16 protein-coding genes are annotated in these 17342 nt (G+C 44.2%); 8 read left to right on the plus strand and 8 right to left on the minus strand.

The features are described 5' to 3' along the window. The first annotated feature begins 191 nt into the window (after positions 1 to 191). Positions 192 to 1442: an iron-containing alcohol dehydrogenase gene (locus tag F0231_RS12045; protein ID WP_171759977.1), complete on the plus strand. Its 1251-nt coding sequence runs from the start codon at positions 192 to 194 to the stop codon at positions 1440 to 1442. 48 nt (positions 1443 to 1490) lie between these two features. Here the strand turns inward: F0231_RS12045 and F0231_RS12050 are convergent, their stop codons facing one another. The 5 genes from F0231_RS12050 to F0231_RS12070 form a co-directional block, all read right to left on the minus strand. Further along, entirely contained in the window at positions 1491 to 2345 is an 855-nt protein-coding gene (locus F0231_RS12050; RefSeq protein ID WP_171759978.1) for a MurR/RpiR family transcriptional regulator, read from the minus strand. A 290-nt stretch (positions 2346 to 2635) separates the two neighbouring features. Continuing rightward, a complete protein-coding gene (panP, locus tag F0231_RS12055) occupies positions 2636 to 4285 on the minus strand; it encodes a pyridoxal-dependent aspartate 1-decarboxylase PanP (protein WP_171759979.1) in 1650 nt (549 codons plus the stop codon). A 143-nt stretch (positions 4286 to 4428) separates the two neighbouring features. Further along, positions 4429 to 4941: a hypothetical protein gene (locus F0231_RS12060; RefSeq protein ID WP_171759980.1), complete on the minus strand. Its 513-nt coding sequence runs from the start codon at positions 4939 to 4941 to the stop codon at positions 4429 to 4431. Between the two features lie 146 nt (positions 4942 to 5087). Beyond that, a complete protein-coding gene (locus F0231_RS12065) occupies positions 5088 to 5993 on the minus strand; it encodes a lysine exporter LysO family protein (RefSeq protein ID WP_171759981.1) in 906 nt (301 codons plus the stop codon). Positions 5994 to 6028: 35 nt separating this feature from the next. Further along, a complete protein-coding gene (locus F0231_RS12070; RefSeq protein ID WP_171759982.1) occupies positions 6029 to 6952 on the minus strand; it encodes an HDOD domain-containing protein in 924 nt (307 codons plus the stop codon). Between the two features lie 380 nt (positions 6953 to 7332). Here F0231_RS12070 and F0231_RS12075 point away from each other — a divergent pair, with 380 nt between their 5' ends. Continuing rightward, complete coding sequence (locus F0231_RS12075; protein WP_171759983.1) at positions 7333 to 7920, plus strand: TfoX/Sxy family DNA transformation protein; 588 nt, start codon at positions 7333 to 7335, stop codon at positions 7918 to 7920. Between the two features lie 92 nt (positions 7921 to 8012). Here F0231_RS12075 and F0231_RS12080 read toward each other — a convergent pair whose 3' ends face one another. The 3 genes from F0231_RS12080 to F0231_RS12090 all read right to left on the minus strand — a co-directional run bounded on the left by F0231_RS12080 (position 8013) and on the right by F0231_RS12090 (position 11171). Then, positions 8013 to 8561, minus strand: coding sequence for a hypothetical protein (locus F0231_RS12080; protein WP_171759984.1), 549 nt, complete (start codon positions 8559 to 8561; stop codon positions 8013 to 8015). A gap of 165 nt (positions 8562 to 8726) precedes the next feature. Beyond that, on the minus strand, positions 8727 to 9224 hold the full coding sequence (locus F0231_RS12085) for a response regulator (protein WP_171759985.1): 498 nt from the start codon (positions 9222 to 9224) through the stop codon (positions 8727 to 8729). A gap of 9 nt (positions 9225 to 9233) precedes the next feature. Then, positions 9234 to 11171: an ATP-binding protein gene (locus tag F0231_RS12090; protein ID WP_171759986.1), complete on the minus strand. Its 1938-nt coding sequence runs from the start codon at positions 11169 to 11171 to the stop codon at positions 9234 to 9236. A gap of 172 nt (positions 11172 to 11343) precedes the next feature. Here F0231_RS12090 and F0231_RS12095 point away from each other — a divergent pair, with 172 nt between their 5' ends. The 6 genes from F0231_RS12095 to F0231_RS12120 all read left to right on the plus strand — a co-directional run bounded on the left by F0231_RS12095 (position 11344) and on the right by F0231_RS12120 (position 17291). Then, positions 11344 to 12609, plus strand: coding sequence for a DUF945 family protein (locus tag F0231_RS12095; RefSeq protein WP_171759987.1), 1266 nt, complete (start codon positions 11344 to 11346; stop codon positions 12607 to 12609). Positions 12610 to 12732: 123 nt separating this feature from the next. Then, on the plus strand, positions 12733 to 13815 hold the full coding sequence (gene serC / locus F0231_RS12100; protein WP_171759988.1) for a 3-phosphoserine/phosphohydroxythreonine transaminase: 1083 nt from the start codon (positions 12733 to 12735) through the stop codon (positions 13813 to 13815). Positions 13816 to 13949: 134 nt separating this feature from the next. Continuing rightward, positions 13950 to 14537 (plus strand): hypothetical protein, encoded by a 588-nt coding sequence (locus F0231_RS12105; protein WP_171759989.1) that lies wholly within the window; start codon positions 13950 to 13952, stop codon positions 14535 to 14537. A gap of 9 nt (positions 14538 to 14546) precedes the next feature. After that, positions 14547 to 14912 carry a response regulator gene (locus F0231_RS12110; protein ID WP_171759990.1) on the plus strand — a complete coding sequence of 122 codons (366 nt, stop codon included), beginning with the start codon at positions 14547 to 14549 and terminating at the stop codon, positions 14910 to 14912. Between the two features lie 10 nt (positions 14913 to 14922). Further along, positions 14923 to 15192 (plus strand): lipid asymmetry maintenance protein MlaB, encoded by a 270-nt coding sequence (locus F0231_RS12115; RefSeq protein ID WP_171759991.1) that lies wholly within the window; start codon positions 14923 to 14925, stop codon positions 15190 to 15192. A gap of 5 nt (positions 15193 to 15197) precedes the next feature. Then, positions 15198 to 17291, plus strand: a complete 2094-nt coding sequence (locus F0231_RS12120; protein WP_171759992.1) for a chemotaxis protein CheA — start codon at positions 15198 to 15200, stop codon at positions 17289 to 17291. Positions 17292 to 17342 lie beyond the last annotated feature (51 nt).

Raw genomic sequence — 17342 nt, forward strand, 5'->3', positions numbered from 1 at the left:
TCTATCGCTGAATTTTTGTGCGCAGTTTACGGAATTCTGTCTCAATAGCCTAAAATAATGGAGTGGCATAGGTCGCGAAAGTCCTATTTTTTATGCGGTTATTTTTCACAAGTTGCACTCTGTCATGTTTATTTTTTCTCCAGAAGTGCAAGCTAAAGAAAGGATAAATTTAGTAAAGGAGTACGTCAGGCATGTTTCAATTTATGACCTCTACCCGAATCATTTTTGGCGAGGGCGCACTTCAATCTTCACTCTCGACATTGAACCAGTTCGGCTATAGCGTGTTGCTCGTAACGGGAAAAAATCTACAACGGGCAAATCCAGTCATCCAGTACCTGAAGCTACAGAATATGCGCTATCAGCATGTTGCCATCAGTGGTGAGCCAAACATTACTATGGTTGAAGAAACCGCACTCGCGGGGCGAAAATTTCAACCTGATATGGTTGTCGCTATGGGAGGGGGAAGCGTATTGGACATGGGGAAGGCGCTTGCCGCGATAATCCCAAACCAAGGCGACGTTTATGACTACGTAGAAGTGGTCGGCCGCAGCGTTCCGCTGAAATCTAAACCCATCCCATTTATTGCCATCCCAACTACAGCAAGTACAGGCTCTGAAGTAACCAAGAATGCGGTTCTACGATCCGGGCAAGACCAAGTTAAAGTTAGCCTTCGTAGCCCTGAGATGCTCGCGGATGTTGCGATTGTTGACCCGACGTTAACCTATGGCACTGATCCCTACGTGTCAGGTCGCGGCGCCATGGATGCTTTTACTCATTTGATGGAAGCGTACGTTTGTGGTGAGCCAAACCCTTTGACCGACATGATATGCGAAGAAGGACTTAGAAGGTTATCTCAATCGGTGATTGCGGCTTGTATGCAAGACGATCATAAAGCGCGAGCGGATATCTCTTTTGCAGCGATGCTCGGCGGTATGGCAATTACGAATGCCAAGTTAGGCGCTGCGCATGGGTTAGCGTCAGCATTAGGAGGAAAACTTAATGCACCGCATAGTGTGATTACTGCAAGGCTTGCACCGTATGTCATGAGTGAAAATATCAACGCTGCGCATAGGGCAGGGCGTAATGATCTACTTCATCGATACACTAGGTTAGCTCAAGTATTGACTGGTCGGGTGAATGCTCATCGTGAGGACTCAGTACTTTGGGTTCGCATGATGCTCGATAAACTAGACATACCTGCTTTAGATGAATTTGGCGTATGTTCGACCTCTTTTGAGCAAGTCGCTGAAGATACACTCAAGTCGGTTGCGATAAAAGGAAATCCATTACCACTCACTGAAGAGAGATTGATCTACATTCTTGAGCAGGTTTGTCAGTGTGGTGGAGAGTGTCATCAGAAAACGTTAGGTCATGTGACAACGCAAGTAGACATGGTCGAGAGTGGCGATATAGAAGACGAAAGCCGATACCAAAATAGCTAGATTAGTGAAAAGCAATAAAAAACGGAGCGTTAATGCTCCGTTTTTTACTTAGAACTGCGACAACTTGTCGTAGCGAGAATCTTTAAGTACATCTTTAACGCGCTTTAAGTTTTCTCTAAAGCCAGTACCCCGGCGAAGGGTAAAGCCTGTTGCTAGCACATCAATAACCGTCATTTGTACAACACGACTCGCCATTGGCATGTAAACATCAGTATCTTCTGGTACGTCTAAAGAAATAGACAGTGAACTTGCTTTATCAAGCGGTGAGTCCTTTGCGGTAATCGCGATGACTGTTGCACCATTTTCGCGAGCAAGGTTCGCAATCTCTACTTGGCTCTTAGTTCGGCCTGTATGAGAGATAAGTACGATCACGTCGTTATCCGTACAGTTAATGCAGCTCATGCGTTGCATTACGATGTCTTCAAAACAAGTGATAGGAATATTAAAGCGAATAAACTTGTTCTGCGCGTCTTTTGCAACTGCTGATGAAGCCCCCAAACCGAAAAACGAGATACGTTTGGCTTGAGTAAGGAGATCAACAGCGCGGTTAACTTGCATTGCATCTAGACTGTTTTTAGCAACATCTAGGCAAGCCATTGTCGATTCGAAGATCTTGTGCGTGTATGCATCAGGACCATCATCTTCTTCAACATTACGATTCACATAAGGTGTACCGTTGGCAAGACTTTGCGCTAGGTGAAGTTTAAAGTCAGGGAAACCCTTAGTATCCAAGCGTCGGCAAAAGCGGTTAACAGTAGGCTCACTTACATCGGCCATTTTAGCCAGTGTAGCAATACTAGAATGGATAGCAGTTTGAGGCGAAGCCATAATAACTTCGGCAACTTTGCGCTCAGACTTACTAAAGTTTTCTAGATTTTTTTGAATTTTTTCTAATGTGTTCATAGTGTTCACGAGGGTATAGAGAACAACTCACTGGATATACCCGAAAGTAGAGACAGGAAACAAACTGTTTCCCAAAAGGGTAAGTGCAATCCAGCGCCTTGTTGCCAGTATAAACCTAAGCCAAAGGTTTACGGGAATTTTTCTACTAGGCAATTGGCTAATATATGACAAGCCTCAAACAAAATTTTGGTTAAACTACAGAATTCGCTTCTGCATCGTTCTAAATTTAAACTCTGAGGCTGTCTATGATAGAGAAATTACATTTTTGCAGAAAGAAAGTTTCAGTTTACTTAAGCGTTTTGAGTAATCTCAGCGGCTAAGCTGTCTATCTTCGCCATTAGGTTTGGCGCCTGCTTTGCAATCTCTTTTTGCTCTTCTAATACTGCGCTTAATATATCGCAGCTAGTCAGTGGGTTCGCCAATACAACGCGGAATACGATGGTGTTAAGTCTGCCCCAACGTTTCGGATTTAAGCGAGTGCGAGAGACAAATGATTTACCTGTTTCGCGCTGACGCTTTTGAATAAACTTGGTTAGCTCGTTGAGTAATTCGTTAAGCTTCTCAGTTTGTTTTCCTTTGGAAAGAGCAAGCGCTTGCTGAATATGTTTTGGCACATAGCGGTATGTTAGCAAGCAAAGTTCGGGCTCTGACACTAATTCAAAGTCGTCTTGTTGTTCAATATGATTGGCGAAGAATTTCGCTTTTTCAATGCTTTGATCGATCAGGAGTTCATAACCAGGACGACTGATAATGTGCATGGCGGCATAAACCAACATCGCCATACCAGATCGAGATCCCTCAAGGGTGTGGCTCCCTAAGTCTTTAGACCCTCTACGCAAGATATATTGTGCATGGTGCTCAATAGATTTCATCGCATCGGGCTGTTTAAACAACACCATGCCTGCGCCCATTGGAATATAAAGCTGTTTATGAGCATCGATGGTTACTGAGTCGGCCAGTTCGACACCGTTTAGAAGATGACGATAGTTATTGGACATCAACGTTGCACCACCCCAAGCGGCATCCACATGGAAGTGGCAATCTTCTTGCTGACAAATCTGAGCAATCTCAGCCAGTGGATCGATATTACCGGTTTCCGTTGTCCCAGCGACACCGATGACCGCGAACGGCTTGATGTTTTGCGCTTTGAGTTCAGTGATGCGTTTTTGCAGTGACTCTGGACAGATGCGGTTGTTGTTGTCAGTCTTTACTGCAACCAGGCCTTCTTGACCTATACCCAATACATCTGCGGCTTTTTTAAGTGAGTAGTGACCACGCTCTGATACAAGAACAGCCAACCCTTCGTAGCCGTAATGCTTCATCGCTTTGAAAAGGCCTTCTTTCTCTACGCCCTTAAAAGAACCTTGTGCCTTTAGCGCGTTATTGCGAGCCACCCATAATGCAGTGATGTTGGCGATGGTCCCACCCGAACAGAAAGCGCCTAACGAGTGGTTCGCACTATGCATCCATTTAGAGTAGAACGCATCATCTTGGCCATAAGTCAGTCGATGTAACATGCCAAGAACTTGACGCTCAAGGGGAGTGAACGCTTTAGACGTTTCGATCTTCACCAAGTTTTGGTTTAGCGCGATCATGATCTTAGACAGTGGCATCAAAAAGTAAGGCAGTGCCGATGTCATGTGGCCTATGAAGCTAGGAGCAGATGTATGAACGGAGTGCGAAACGAGCGTATCGAGCAAATGTTGGGTATGTTCCGAAACGAACTCGGGCTGTTCGGGAATCGACGCACGAGAAAAGTCTTTCTCGATTTCTCGTAAAGGTTTTTCTTCTGCGACGATGTGCTCACGCAAAAACTTATTCAAGTTGCGTGACAGCTCTTCTTCAATTTTGGTTAGCGTTGAGTCTGGTCCTTCAGGGACCGTGAAGATTCGGAGTAAGCTCTCGAAACTTACATCAGCCGTTTTATGTTCCGATATCATACAGCTACATTGCTCTAATCATTTTTGTTGCAGCGGGACAATCTAAACGAAAACGGGAACAATGTCCCGTCTTAATTATCGAATCTTAGATTTTATAAGGCGAAGTTATCCGTTCGCGCTTAATACCCCTAAAAGGTGAGTGTTTATTTACAAGCGATCGCTTCTAGTTCTTTAATTGATGCATTGTAGCGTTGAAGCGCAGCATCAATTTTAGTTGGGTGACTTAATAGGTCTGCAAACGCAGAACGAAGTTCGTAGTTCTTTTCGTGTGGCTTAGATTGACGGTCACTAAAAGTTGCTTGCGCCAATTGACCTAGTTCGTCGCTGCGTGAAGCGAGCACTTTAATGTCTTTTTGCTCTAACTGCAGCCATGCTTCTACAGGTTGAGCAGTCGCCACTTTGGTTTGATCTTCAGTTAGGTAATAGTGAACCGCAGCACGATTTAGTTCAAAGTGATTCTTACGACCTTCTAGGAACCATTCGCTAACTTCTTTAAGTTCAGGATACTGGTCGGCAGTTAGGTTTGATAAGTCTTCGTACCAATGTAGAGATGCATCAATGTACGCGTCATATTTTTGTGAAAGACAAGTGTTATCGGCTGCGGCAGCAAAGGTAGAAGTAGCGCCTAGCAGCAGGGCAACGATCATGCGTTTCATAATGATTCCTTTTGAAGATTGTTTTTATCGTACCAGACCGTGTTTGCTCAGAGGTACATTTTAATTATGCCTTATTTAGCATCTTCTAAATAAGTTGGGCTAACAAGCGCCTAATAATAGAGAAATTCCTTGATGATTCCTGAGATCTAGCCTGCAAGTGAGACAAAGAAAAGCATTAAAACAGGTACAAGTAGGCTCAAAATGAAACCACTGACAATTGCAATCGGTACACAACGTACGCCGCCTGTGGTTTGAATTACAGGTAGAGTAAAGTCCATTGCGGTTGCGCCGGCGTAGCCAATTGAGGTACATGGCTTGGTTCGAATAAAGAGTGGAATCAAGATCAAGGCAACAAGCTCTCTTAGAAGCTCTATCATAAATGACGCGCCACCATAAACTGGGCCAAATGCGTCACCCATTAAGATTCCCGCCAGTGAGTACCAGCCAAAGCCTGAAGCCATAGCAAGTCCGCGGTAGATATCGATATTGAGGATAAGTGCAGAGATAATGCCGCCGACCATCGAGCTCGCAATAATGACCACAGCAATGACCATTCCATGTTTATTCAACAGAATCTGACGCAGAGTTAAGCCGCTGTTACGCAGCTGAATACCGATAAAGAACAGCAGTAAAAAGAGGATCCATTCACTTGCGGTGTCTACCCAGCTTAAATCAAACGGCAGAGCAAGACCGACGATCAAACCACTACCCACGACCAAAATGAGTTTTGCTGATTCCATCGCCATAGAAGAAAGAGGCAACTTAGTGTTCGATGAATCTGTCTGAATCGGCATGAATTTATCAATGAGTGGCAGAACAGCGAGGTTCGCTAAACTCAAGCAGATAAAGAATACTGCCGTCGTCTTTAAGATAAGCTGTAGGTTTTGACCAAGATTATCAAGCCCCGCTAAGCTTAATCCCATCAAAGAAAGAATGACGTAAATAAGGTTAGAAGTCGTTACGTTGATCGTATCAAGCGTTGATTTTTTGGAAATAGAAATTAGATACCCCACCACAAGCGGGGCAAAGATAAATATCATCCCTGAAAACATGTCACATCCTGTTCTGGGTTTCTTAACCTTGGCGGCTATAACCCACTGGCACTGATTAAGTCGTTGATCTGTGTATCAAACTCAATATCACTTAAATTGGTGAGTTTGTACAGTATATCAGCACCTTCCACGTCAATTTCTACAGAATGTTCATCTAGTTTTTCATCTTGACGGCGGTACATCAGAATGTGATTCGCGATTCGAGCGACGTCTAGATAAGTCACTGCGTGTTGTTCAGATCCTGCGAGTGCTTCGTTTCCCGCGACTGCAATGAAATCATCATCGAACCCCCAACTATCGAGAACCAATTTACTCGCTTTAGAACATTGTCGGACAAAGATTTGTTGAGCGATATCTTCATCGAGGTAGTTCCCTTGCTCTATGTAAGAGTGGTACTCGTTGATCAAACAGAACAGGCCAATATCAGCAAGCAGTCCACAAAGGAGAGCTTTGTCTGTCTCCAAATTGGCGTATTGAGGTTGGGCTGATTCTTTAAATCCTCGAGTGACGAGTACCATCGTTGCGGCGAGCTCTCGTGAAGTCGCGGCACTGTGAACAAGCATTGCATTACATGAGTGGCTTAAGTTAACCGAGTGTTTAAGCTGTTCAATGGCCTGAGCAGTCACGATGTCACGGACGCGGAAAATTCCCAGTCGTGATACCGCGGTAAATAGGTCTGTACAGGTGATGTTTCGGCGATTGAAGATAACCGAATTCGCAACTCGAATAACAATCGCTGTTAATCCAGGGTCGGATAGCAGTAGGTCGGCGACATCAGAGATCGTTGTGGATTCCTCAGTACACGCTTGTTGAATCTTTAATACCACCTCTGGGATTGGTGGAAGAGAGATTGAACGAGACTTTACTGAGTGCTCTATCAAACTAAAGAATTCTGATTCGATACCTTTTAGAAGAAGCTCGTTGTTTTCAGGTAACCAGTAAAAAGATAGGTGATTCATACAAATTTAAAAGTAAGGTAACTTTATACAGTGTAACGTTTTCTGAATTTAAGTGTAATGCTTTCTGATGAGTATGAGCAAGTTATTGCTTAGCCTTTATTGATATTTTTCGTAACATTTTATCAAGTCTTAAAAATAGCGAACTGGGGTGCGATAAAGTATTAAGATGTGACTTGTGTCCCAGTATGATACTTGTTGAATGCGATCAGTGTGACAAATGCACAGACTTATTTTGTTTCGTTAACTATGATTTATAACACTTACTTTCACTCAAGCTACATACACAAATACTTAACGGTTTGAGTGTGATTTTAATTTTTTCGCTTATAACTGCTGCTATCTGGTGATCATAACTAATCGGGGTTTTAGATTAAGGATCAATGGATATGACAGAGCAACTTTTTATTCGATACGTAACAAAATTTGGTGAGTTCCAGAAACGTTCAATGTTTGGTGGAACAGGTCTGTTCAAAGATGAGGCGATGTTCGCACTGATCAGTGCAGACAAGGTGTTTATTCGCGGTGGTGACAAACTCGATGGTGAGTTGTCTGAACTGGGGTGCGAAAAATACCGTCACGTTAAAAAGCAAACGACAGCAACAGTAAATTATTATGACATTACTGCACTGTTTGTTGGTAAACACGATCGTTTGGATGAGCTATTAGAGCAATCTATTAACTTTTCAGTGTCTCAGCGTGAGTTCAAACGTTCATCGGCGAATCGTCGTCTACGCGATCTACCGAATATGCAATTGACGCTTGAGCGCATGGTGAAAAAGGCCGGCGTTGATGATGTGGATACGTTCCTTCAGTTAGGTGCTCCTGCTGTATTTAGCCGAGTTAAACAGGCTTATGGCAGTGATGTAGACGTGAAGTTATTGTGGAAATTCGCAGGTGCTATTGAAGGCATTCACTGGAAACTTATTCAAGAACCACGCAAGCGTCAACTATTGGCAAATTGCCACTAAAATTAACTGCTCAGTGCAAATGGACTTGCATAAAAAAACCGAGGACTAACCTCGGTTTTTTTGTATTCTCGAAACGCTGATCCTGATTGGTATTAGAACTTAAAGCGCGTAGTGAACATTAACTGATCACCGTAAAAGTCGTTGATTCGAGCTTCACCACCGATAGAGAACAGTTCGGTTGAGTGGAAACGAACGTAAGCAGAACCAATCCAATCGTCGTTATCATCAATTGAAACGTAACCGCCTTTACCACCCACTTCAAGTTGTGGACCTAACCATTGGCGAATACCTAAATTCAGTTCCATACCTGTTTCAGTACCACGAGCAGCACCGTCATCGTTTAGACGCAGGAGCATTTCGCCAGTGAAGTCTGCCCAGTTGTTAATTGGAGCATGGAAACCGAAACCTGCCGCAGCATCATAATCGCCTTCAAACTCTGAATCGATACGACCGATGATATGTGCGTTAGGGTGAATAGATTTGCTCATTGCAGCACCAAAAGTGACTGGGCTTGCACCGATACGAGCTTCTAGGTAGTCATAACTGAAGTTGCTCATTACAGCAGGGCTGTTTGGATCATTTTGAGCAAAAGATTGACCCGATGCTAGCACGAGTGCTGCAGCTAAGATTGTTTTACGCATATTGACGATAAACCTATATCTTGTGAATTTCCTTGGTCTTAAGCGACGGGCGCCATGACGTTAAGTACGACATGATAATGCATCATAGCGGGAGCCACTACAGAAATGTCATTGTTTTGTCGTTATTTATATACCAAAGCAAGTCATGTGCCAATCGCTGTATACCTATTCACCAAATTCGAGTTTATTTTGTGCGACGGCATCGAAAATTTTCTCTGTATCTAAGATTGATGCCCAAGGCATGAGATTTTTCTCATTGTTGATAACGTAAGTGGTTAGCTGCTGCTTTACCACGGTTCTCAATTGGTCTCCTCGCCATGGTTTGGCAATGTAAAAATCGAGACTGGAGTGATTGACCGCCTCTACGGTGTCTTCTAAGCCAGCTTGGCCAGTCAAAAGCAGTTTACGTGCTGTTCGAGTTTGATGATCTTCATTGAGTTCAATAAGAAATTGAATGCCCGTTTGTTCTGGCATAATGTGATCACAAACGATCAGTGCCAATTTTATGTCTTGTTGCAGTGACTCTTTGATTAACGCTTTAGCCTCTTGTACGGATTCTGCCGCTTCTAGAAGAAAGTGCTCTTCAAAACAATCGAGATCTTGAATGACGCTATCTAATACTTCTCGTTCGTCGTCGACACATAATATGAGGTACTTGTTCATAGGAGCTCCTTATTCTTCTGTGGGCTGTGTGATGGGCAACCAAACGGACATTCTCGTGAATTGATCTGTTTCAGACTCAACCTCAATATGGCCGCCATGCTGGTGGATGATTTGCTGACAGATCGAGAGACCTATGCCGAGTCCGAAGTTACCCTCTTTTTTAGTCGTAAAGTTAAGAGAAAATACTTTGTCTTTGATAGAGGAAGGGATACCTGCGCCATTATCTTCAAAGGTAATGAGTGCCCAGTCTCTGTGATCGCGTAATGCAACCTTAGTTGTAATGGACAATATACCTTTGTCAGGAAATGCATCGATGGCATTGGAAATCAAATTTGTCCATACCTGCTGAAGCGCAATGGGTTGGCATTGTAGCGCAGGAAGTTCGCCGTAGCTGCGCTCGACCTGGTGAAACTTGAGCTTATTTTCAAAGATAACCAAGGTATCTTCGATGCCTTCATGTATGTCTGTGACTCTAAAACGCTCATCGTCTGCTCGAGAGTAGCCTTTTAAGCTCTTGACCATATCGGCTATGCGGCCAGCACAAACATTGATAGATCGTAAGGTGGAACCAGCTAGGTAATAATCTTCAAGGCGATCAAGTTTTTCAGAAGTCAGCTCTGGCTCTAGGGCGATATCACTATGCCACTTTGACTTTCGTTCAAGGTTGAGTTTAACGAGCTTTTTCGCCAGCCGACGGTCAGTGACCTCTTTCATCACTTCATTGGTGAGCTCCCTTTCTTGCGCAGTTGAGCGGGGCCTCTGAGTCAAACCGAGTTGTAAACAAGAGAGGCCGTCAGCGCCGACTTGTTCGAGAGAACGTTCGTGAACCAGATTTTGTATTTTATTAGTCAGTGTCTCGGTGCTTCTAAGAATGGCAGCGATAGGGTTATTGAGCTCATGCGCTACACCGGCAACGAGCTGACCAAGCACCGCCATTTTCTCTCGTTCGATGAGTTGCTGGTGGGCATCTTCGAGAGATTCGAGGGTCTTTTGCAGCTCAAGCTTTGTATCGATACTGCGTTGAAGACGACGATTAAAGTGGCGAAGCAAAAGGTTGGTAAATAGAGGGAGCAGACTTGTGTTGGAGTGCATCACTTTGGCAAAAACGTTTCTATCTACTTTGATAACCTCGGTAGGAGTGAGTGTAATGGCCGTTGAAAATGAAGGCTCTCCAGTGACAAACGACATCCCCCCGACAATATTGCCTTGTGTGTGGCGCACGACTTCTCTTTGATTCCCAATCTCATCTTTTTTGTATAAGGCTACGGTCCCTTTGGTGATAAACCACAGGAACTGGTTTTCGGTACCTTCGGTCGTGAGTAGATGTTCTGAAGAGTAAGTGCGTATCGCACGTGTTTCATCTTCACCGGCAAAGAAATCGAGCAGGGCGCTGGTGACTTGCTCTGCGAGTTGTTGGTCGCTCAGAGAGTGATGATCGGTAATGAAGCCTTCTCGATAGTGACGCATCTTTTGATCGATGTGAGCGCGAAGTAATCGATGCTGGTCGAGTATTAAGCTGTAAGACAGCAGGTTATCACGGTCATGTTCGAGCACAAACGTGGTGAGCTCTTTTTGTACAGTCTGGAGAACAAGCTTGTCCTGCAACGGTTTGGTTAAGCAGTGATCAAGTCGACCTTCATTGACGGCCGATAATATGGCTTGGATATCTTGGCCACAGCTGATTAGTACCTTTCGAGCCCGTTGAGTCTCGGCATTTTTATCCAGTTGCACCAAAAACTCTGCCCCATTGAATTGCTCATGATGGCTAGCAATGACAAGGGCAATAGTGCGATTTCGCTCTATACAAAAGGCGAGCTCGGCGTGTGCATCTTCAATCGTTTCGACAAAATGCAGGTCAAACTTAGCAGCAAGTGGCGCAAGCTCGCGTTGAATTTGTTCGATACTGATTGGATTGCTATCTATGCAGAGTACGGAAAACTGATTCACATCTAGGCTACACTTTAAACATTCTCGTTATTCACTGTACCAAGGTTGGCGCGAGGTTAATGGGAGCTGTGTATGAGATTCTTTGTTGATTTTGGTAGAAAGCCAATACACTGATTTATCTCAATGTTTTTTCGTGTAGACTGAACGAAATCGTTTATAAGAATTAAGAACCATGGAATTGAAAAAAATCGGCGCCATTGGTGGTGCTATTACGCTTGCGTTATGTTGGCCGCTGGCTGTTGGCCAAATAGGACAATTAGTCATTCAAGATGGCGTTAACCATTTAACTAACGAGTCTGTTCGCGCAGAAGTTGTCGAGTATGATCGTGGTTACCTCTCTTCGACGGTCAAAACACGTTACACGGTGCTTGATGCTGAAATGGCAGAGCAACTGGCAATTGATGGGTTACCTTCTGAAATTACAGTGAATAGTGACGTGAGCCACGGGCTGATGAGCCTTAGCGCTGTTTCAGTGATGGAAAACATGCCGGAATTTCCGCTGACTCTGCTTACTCAAACTCAGCTCAATGGCAACACGGATTATGAACTGACGTTGGATAATTGGAATCAAGTAACAGAAGGTGAAGGCGGTGCGATTGTTTCTGTTACGGCTTCGACATTAAAGGGACACATTAGCGTTCTTGGTGATATCACTTACGACTTAAACGTTCCGTCTGTAGAGGTGGATTTCAATTCGGGTGAAAAAGTCTTGCTGTCTGGCCTGACTGGTCTAGGTGAAGGTAAAAAAATGAACAGCTTTTGGATTGGAGAGCAAACCATCCAAATCGCTGAAACGTCGATTATCGATACCACACAGGTTCCATTATTTGGTTTATCTAACAGTAAATATACCTTTATGAGTTCGTTTGACGAGGTCGCAAAAACAGTGAGCAGTCAGCATGTTGTTGAGCTGAACGATCTCCTGACAGCGGACGGTGATGTTGATAGCGTATCGATTGACTTGTCTTTTGGTGATCTTGATAGTGCGGCGTTTGAGCACCTAGTGAACTTGTACCAAAACAATCCGATGCCAACCAACGCTGATATTGAAGCGGCAGTTCCTTACGTAGAGAGCCTATTTTCGAATGGCTTCTATCTAGCGATGAATAAGATGGCCGTTAAGTTGAGTGAAGAGAGCGAGTTTGAGTCTAAATGGAAGATTACTGTGCCAGAAGGGACAGATAATGTGACTCAAAATCCTGCGATGATTTTGCCAGCGCTAACAGGTGACCTAAATACTTTCTTCTCTAGTGGACTGGTTACCGAGTACCCATTTATCAAGCAAGGTATTGATGAGGCAATGGTAATGGAGCTAATTCAGGAAACTGAGCAAGGCTATCAGATTCAAGCCGAGCTAAAAGAGGGGAACTTAGTCTTTGAAAATGGTCAACAGATCCCACTGATGGCGCTTCTTCTGCCTGCATTAATGCAACCATAAGTTCTCAATTTGACTGCTTTAAGAGAAAAGAGGTCTTAAGACCTCTTTTCTTGCTTTTTATCAGTTGAAAAACATGCTATTAATCCGTTAATTGATTTATGAATCACGAGCAAGGAAAGACACATGGACAATGTTTATAACTTTAGCGCGGGCCCTGCTGCTCTGCCTAAAGCGGTAATGGCAAAGGCACAAAAGGAATTTGTAGATTGGAACAATCTTGGCACTTCTGTCATGGAAATCAGCCATCGCAGCAAAGAGTTTATTCAGGTTGCAGATGAGGCAGAGCAAGACTTAAGAGATCTGCTCAATATCCCTGATAATTACAAAGTACTGTTTTGCCAAGGTGGTGCACGTGCGCAATTTGCAGCAGTACCATTGAACCTTCTTGGCGCTGCAAAAAAGGCCACTTACGTTGATGCGGGCTACTGGGCTGAGAGCGCAATCAATGAAGCAGAAAAATACTGTGAAGTTGATACTTTTGTTGCGAAAACAGAGCTTGAGGGCAAAACTGCTGTTATCGACGCTTCTGAGTGGCAGATTGCGCCAGATTCAGCATACGTACATTTTTGTCCAAATGAGACGATTGATGGCGTTGAAATTGCGGAGCTACCTCAGACTGATAAGCCAATTGTTGCCGACATGTCGTCAAATATCTTGTCTCGTGAGATTGATGTATCGAAATACGGTGTGATTTACGCCGGTGCGCAGAAAAATATTGGCCCAGCGGGTATCTGCATTGCGATCGTTCGTGATGATTTGCTAGATCTTGCTAACGACCTTCTTCCTAGCTTTATGAGTTATAAAGTGTTGGCAGAGAAGGACTCGATGTTCAATACGCCTCCAACATTTGCTTGGTATCTTTCGGGCCTAGTTTTTAAGTGGCTGAAAGAGCAGGGTGGCGTAGCGGCGGTCGAAAAAGTAAATAAAGAGAAAGCCGATTTACTGTATAACCAAATTGATGAGTCAGATTTCTACGTTAACAAGGTTCACACTAAGAACCGTTCACGTATGAACGTACCATTCCAATTGGTTAAACCTGAGCTTGATGCATTGTTCTTAGAGCAAGCAGCTAAGCGCGGTCTAGTGGCTCTAAAAGGTCACCGAGCAGTCGGTGGTATGCGCGCTTCTATTTACAACGCAATGCCGCTAGAGGGTGTTCAAGCACTTGTCGATTTCATGAAGGAATTTGAAGCGGCGAACGCATAATTTAGACTCAAACTTTCACTCTTTCAAAGGTCTAGCTGTCTAACGGCTAGACCTTTTTTATTACCAAAAAGCGACTCTAGAATATTTATGAACTAGGCTATTAACTAGGTTGTTAATAATGCGGAGTCAAAGTATTGAGTAAATCTCCAATTGCGATAGGGCTTGGCGCTGCCATTTTTCTTATTCAAGCGCTGTTAGTTGGGGTTTCTTTTCCCACAATGCTTGCTGCGGCATTGATATGTGGGCTGTTTCTTTTTTTGTTGGCGATCAGCCGTTATACGGTTCCCCCATATACCTCAAAAGCCATCCAATCGTTAGAGCGAGTTTTACTACCTAAGCTCTCGCATCAAGTTGAAAATTCATCAGAGTTAGCGCACCAGGCAATAACTGAACTTGGTACGAAAGTTGAGAATTTACGGCAGAACTACCACTCCCTGAAACACACTTCGGATTTGTCTGATAAAGAACGCGAGAAGTATTTACGACAAGTTGAACAGACCTTCAAAGAAATCTTGGTGTTATTGCAATTTGGCGACCGTTTAAGACAGCAACAACAAGGTGTGATTGAAGGGCTAGAAGAGTTCCAATTAGCATTAAGTGACTTAGAACACAAAGGTTGGGATGAGGAGGCGCTTCTTGGAGCGCTAGAGCGTATTGAGCAGAAAACACGACTTGAGGGAAATAAGAGTCCTCAAGATGAAGGCAGCGTGACATTTTTTTAGGATCAAGTGATGCAGAAAACAATCATGGTAGTCGATGACTCCGAATCGTTGAGACAAGTAGTAAACATCGCCTTAAGCGGCGCTGGTTATCGTGTCATTGAAGCTAAAGATGGAGTCGACGGACTAGAGAAACTTGATGGGGGTAAAGTCCATCTCGTTATCAGTGATGTAAATATGCCTAACATGAACGGTATCGACTTTGTTAAGCAACTCAAAACTCTTCCCAAGTACAAGTTCACACCGGTGATCATGCTGACGACAGAAAGTCAGCAATACCTGATGGACGAAGGTCGAAAAGCTGGGGCGAAAGCATGGATGGTTAAACCATTCAGACCTGAACAAATGCTTGACGCTGTCAATAAGCTCCTGTGCTAGTGAGGTGATTATGTCTGATTTCACCTACGTCATGCCTGCAGAACTCACCATTTACGAAGTTGGTGAAACTTTTCAGGAACTGAAGCTTTCTTTGCTTGAGCATGACTGCGTGAATATGGACTGCGGGGCTATTGAAGAGCTCGATACGGCGGGTTTCCAACTGCTGATTTGGTTTCTGCGATACCAAGAGAGTGCGGGGAGGGCGGCAGAATTACTCCACCCAAGCAAAGTTGTCTCTGAGCAGCTTGCTCTGTTTGGGCTCACCGAGCCAAGTAGGTAGTTGCCATGTCAGAGTATGATCGCGCCATTCAAATTTTTATCAATGAATCGTTAGAGCTAACAGATGACGTTGAACAGTTATTACTAAACAGTCAGCTGCTTGAGCAAGATTTTTCAGAATGGATTGATGGGCTTTTCCGTTCTATCCACACCATAAAAGGCAGTGCAGGGCTGTTTGGTTTTGATGAGGTGATGACCCTCAGTCACAGCATGGAGTCACTGCTTGATCAGGTTCGACAGAAAACCACTGCTGTTGATGATGCATTGTTAGAAGTCTTGATTGAAAGTAATGATGTGATACGTCAACAGGTGACGGCGCTAAGTGAACACGATGCCATGCCAGAAAGCGAAAAAGTCCTCGCACGGTTACTCCCCTATATTGTTACACAGCTTGAACGCGGCGACGCGCTTCCTTCAGCGAAACCGTTAGTTAAAGAAGAGTTATATGAGCCTGACGGCATCTGGCATATTTCGATTCGACCATATGCCACGGTATTTCAAGATGGTCTTGATCCGATACGTTTTATTCAATACCTCGGAACGAAAGGTACTTTGACCAGAGCCGAATTAGTGACAACTTCTCTCGATAGCACCTTAGATGACTTTGATGCAGAAAAGAGTTTTTTAGGCTTTGAATTACAGTTTAAAGGAGCGGTGAACAGAGAAGAGATTCTCGACGCTTTTGAGTTTCTGCGTAATGACGCAGATATAGAAATATTGCCACCAAATAGCGGCAATGAAGATTATTTCGAATTAGCGAAAAAACTTCCTGAAGAGCTTGAGTTAATCGGTGAACTCTTTGTGAAAATGGGTGCGATTACGCCAGAAATATTAACAGGTTGGCTGGAAGCTAAGCCAGATGAAATACCAACATCGGAAGCGTCTAAATCGGTCCAATATCCGCGAATAAAAGCCTCAAAAACGTTACGTGTAGAAGCAGAAAAGTTGGATCAACTCATCGATCTCGTCGGGGAGATGGTGATCATGGGAGCACGCACCAACTTACTTGCCCATCAAACGGGTGATGAACAACTAATCGAGTCAATGGCTCAACTAGAAAGGTTAGTTGAAAGTATTCGCGACAGTTCATTGCAACTCAGAATGGTTCAGATAGGCGATACCTTCAGCAAGTTCAAACGCATTGTACGAGATACGGCGTCAGAGCTTGGCAAACAAGTAGAGTTAGTGGTGAGTGGAGCGGAGACCGAGCTGGACAAAACCTTTGTTGAAAAGCTCAGTGACCCCCTGACACACCTTGTCCGAAATGCCATCGATCACGGTATTGAATCAACGAGTGACCGTGAAGCAAGCGGCAAACCAAGCTGCGGAACAATCCGACTTAATGCTTACCATGATTCTGGCTCAATTGTTATTGAAGTGGTTGATGACGGTCGCGGTATCGACGAGGAAAAAGTCCTAGCGAATGCTAAGCAGGCGGGCATTGTGAGCAACCTTGATTCGTTGACTCAGAGAGACATCTGGAAGCTGATCTTTGAGCCAGGCTTTTCAACCAGTGAACAAGTGACCGACCTTTCTGGGCGCGGGGTCGGTATGGATGTGGTGAAGAAGAACATCGAATTGCTGCGCGGCAACATTGATATCAACAGTGAGAAAGGAAAGGGGAGTCGCATTGTCATTCGTCTACCTTTAACTCTATCGATTGTTGATGGGTTTATGTTCAAGGTCGCAGGTGGCGAATACGTTATTCCACTAGACAATGTCGTCGAATGTTTAGAGCTGAAAGAAGTCATTGGCCTGAATACCAGTCGAGACAAAAAGTTTGTCAATCTTCGTGATGAAGTGCTGCCTTTTTTACGTCTGTCCGAGTGGTTTGGGCTCACTCAAGAAACCCCTATCGAAGATGAAGCGTTAATTGTTGTCCAGTTAGGTGCACTTAGAGCAGGGCTCGTTGTGGACAGTTTAAGTGGTGAATATCAAACGGTTGTGAAGCCGTTAGGTCATCTGTTTGAAGGCTTACAAGGGGTCAGTGGAGCGACCATTTTGGGTAGCGGTGAAGTGGCGATCATATTGGATATTTTTGCCCTGATTCAAACGGCAATTAGCCCAACGGAACGAATTAATATTGAGCGCTTTACCTAAACAAGCGCAATAACGAAAGACGAGTGGCCAAAGGCGCGACTGTCTAGCGAG

The sequence above is a fragment of the Vibrio sp. RE86 genome (genome assembly GCF_013114545.1).
Lineage (GTDB): Bacteria > Pseudomonadota > Gammaproteobacteria > Enterobacterales > Vibrionaceae > Vibrio.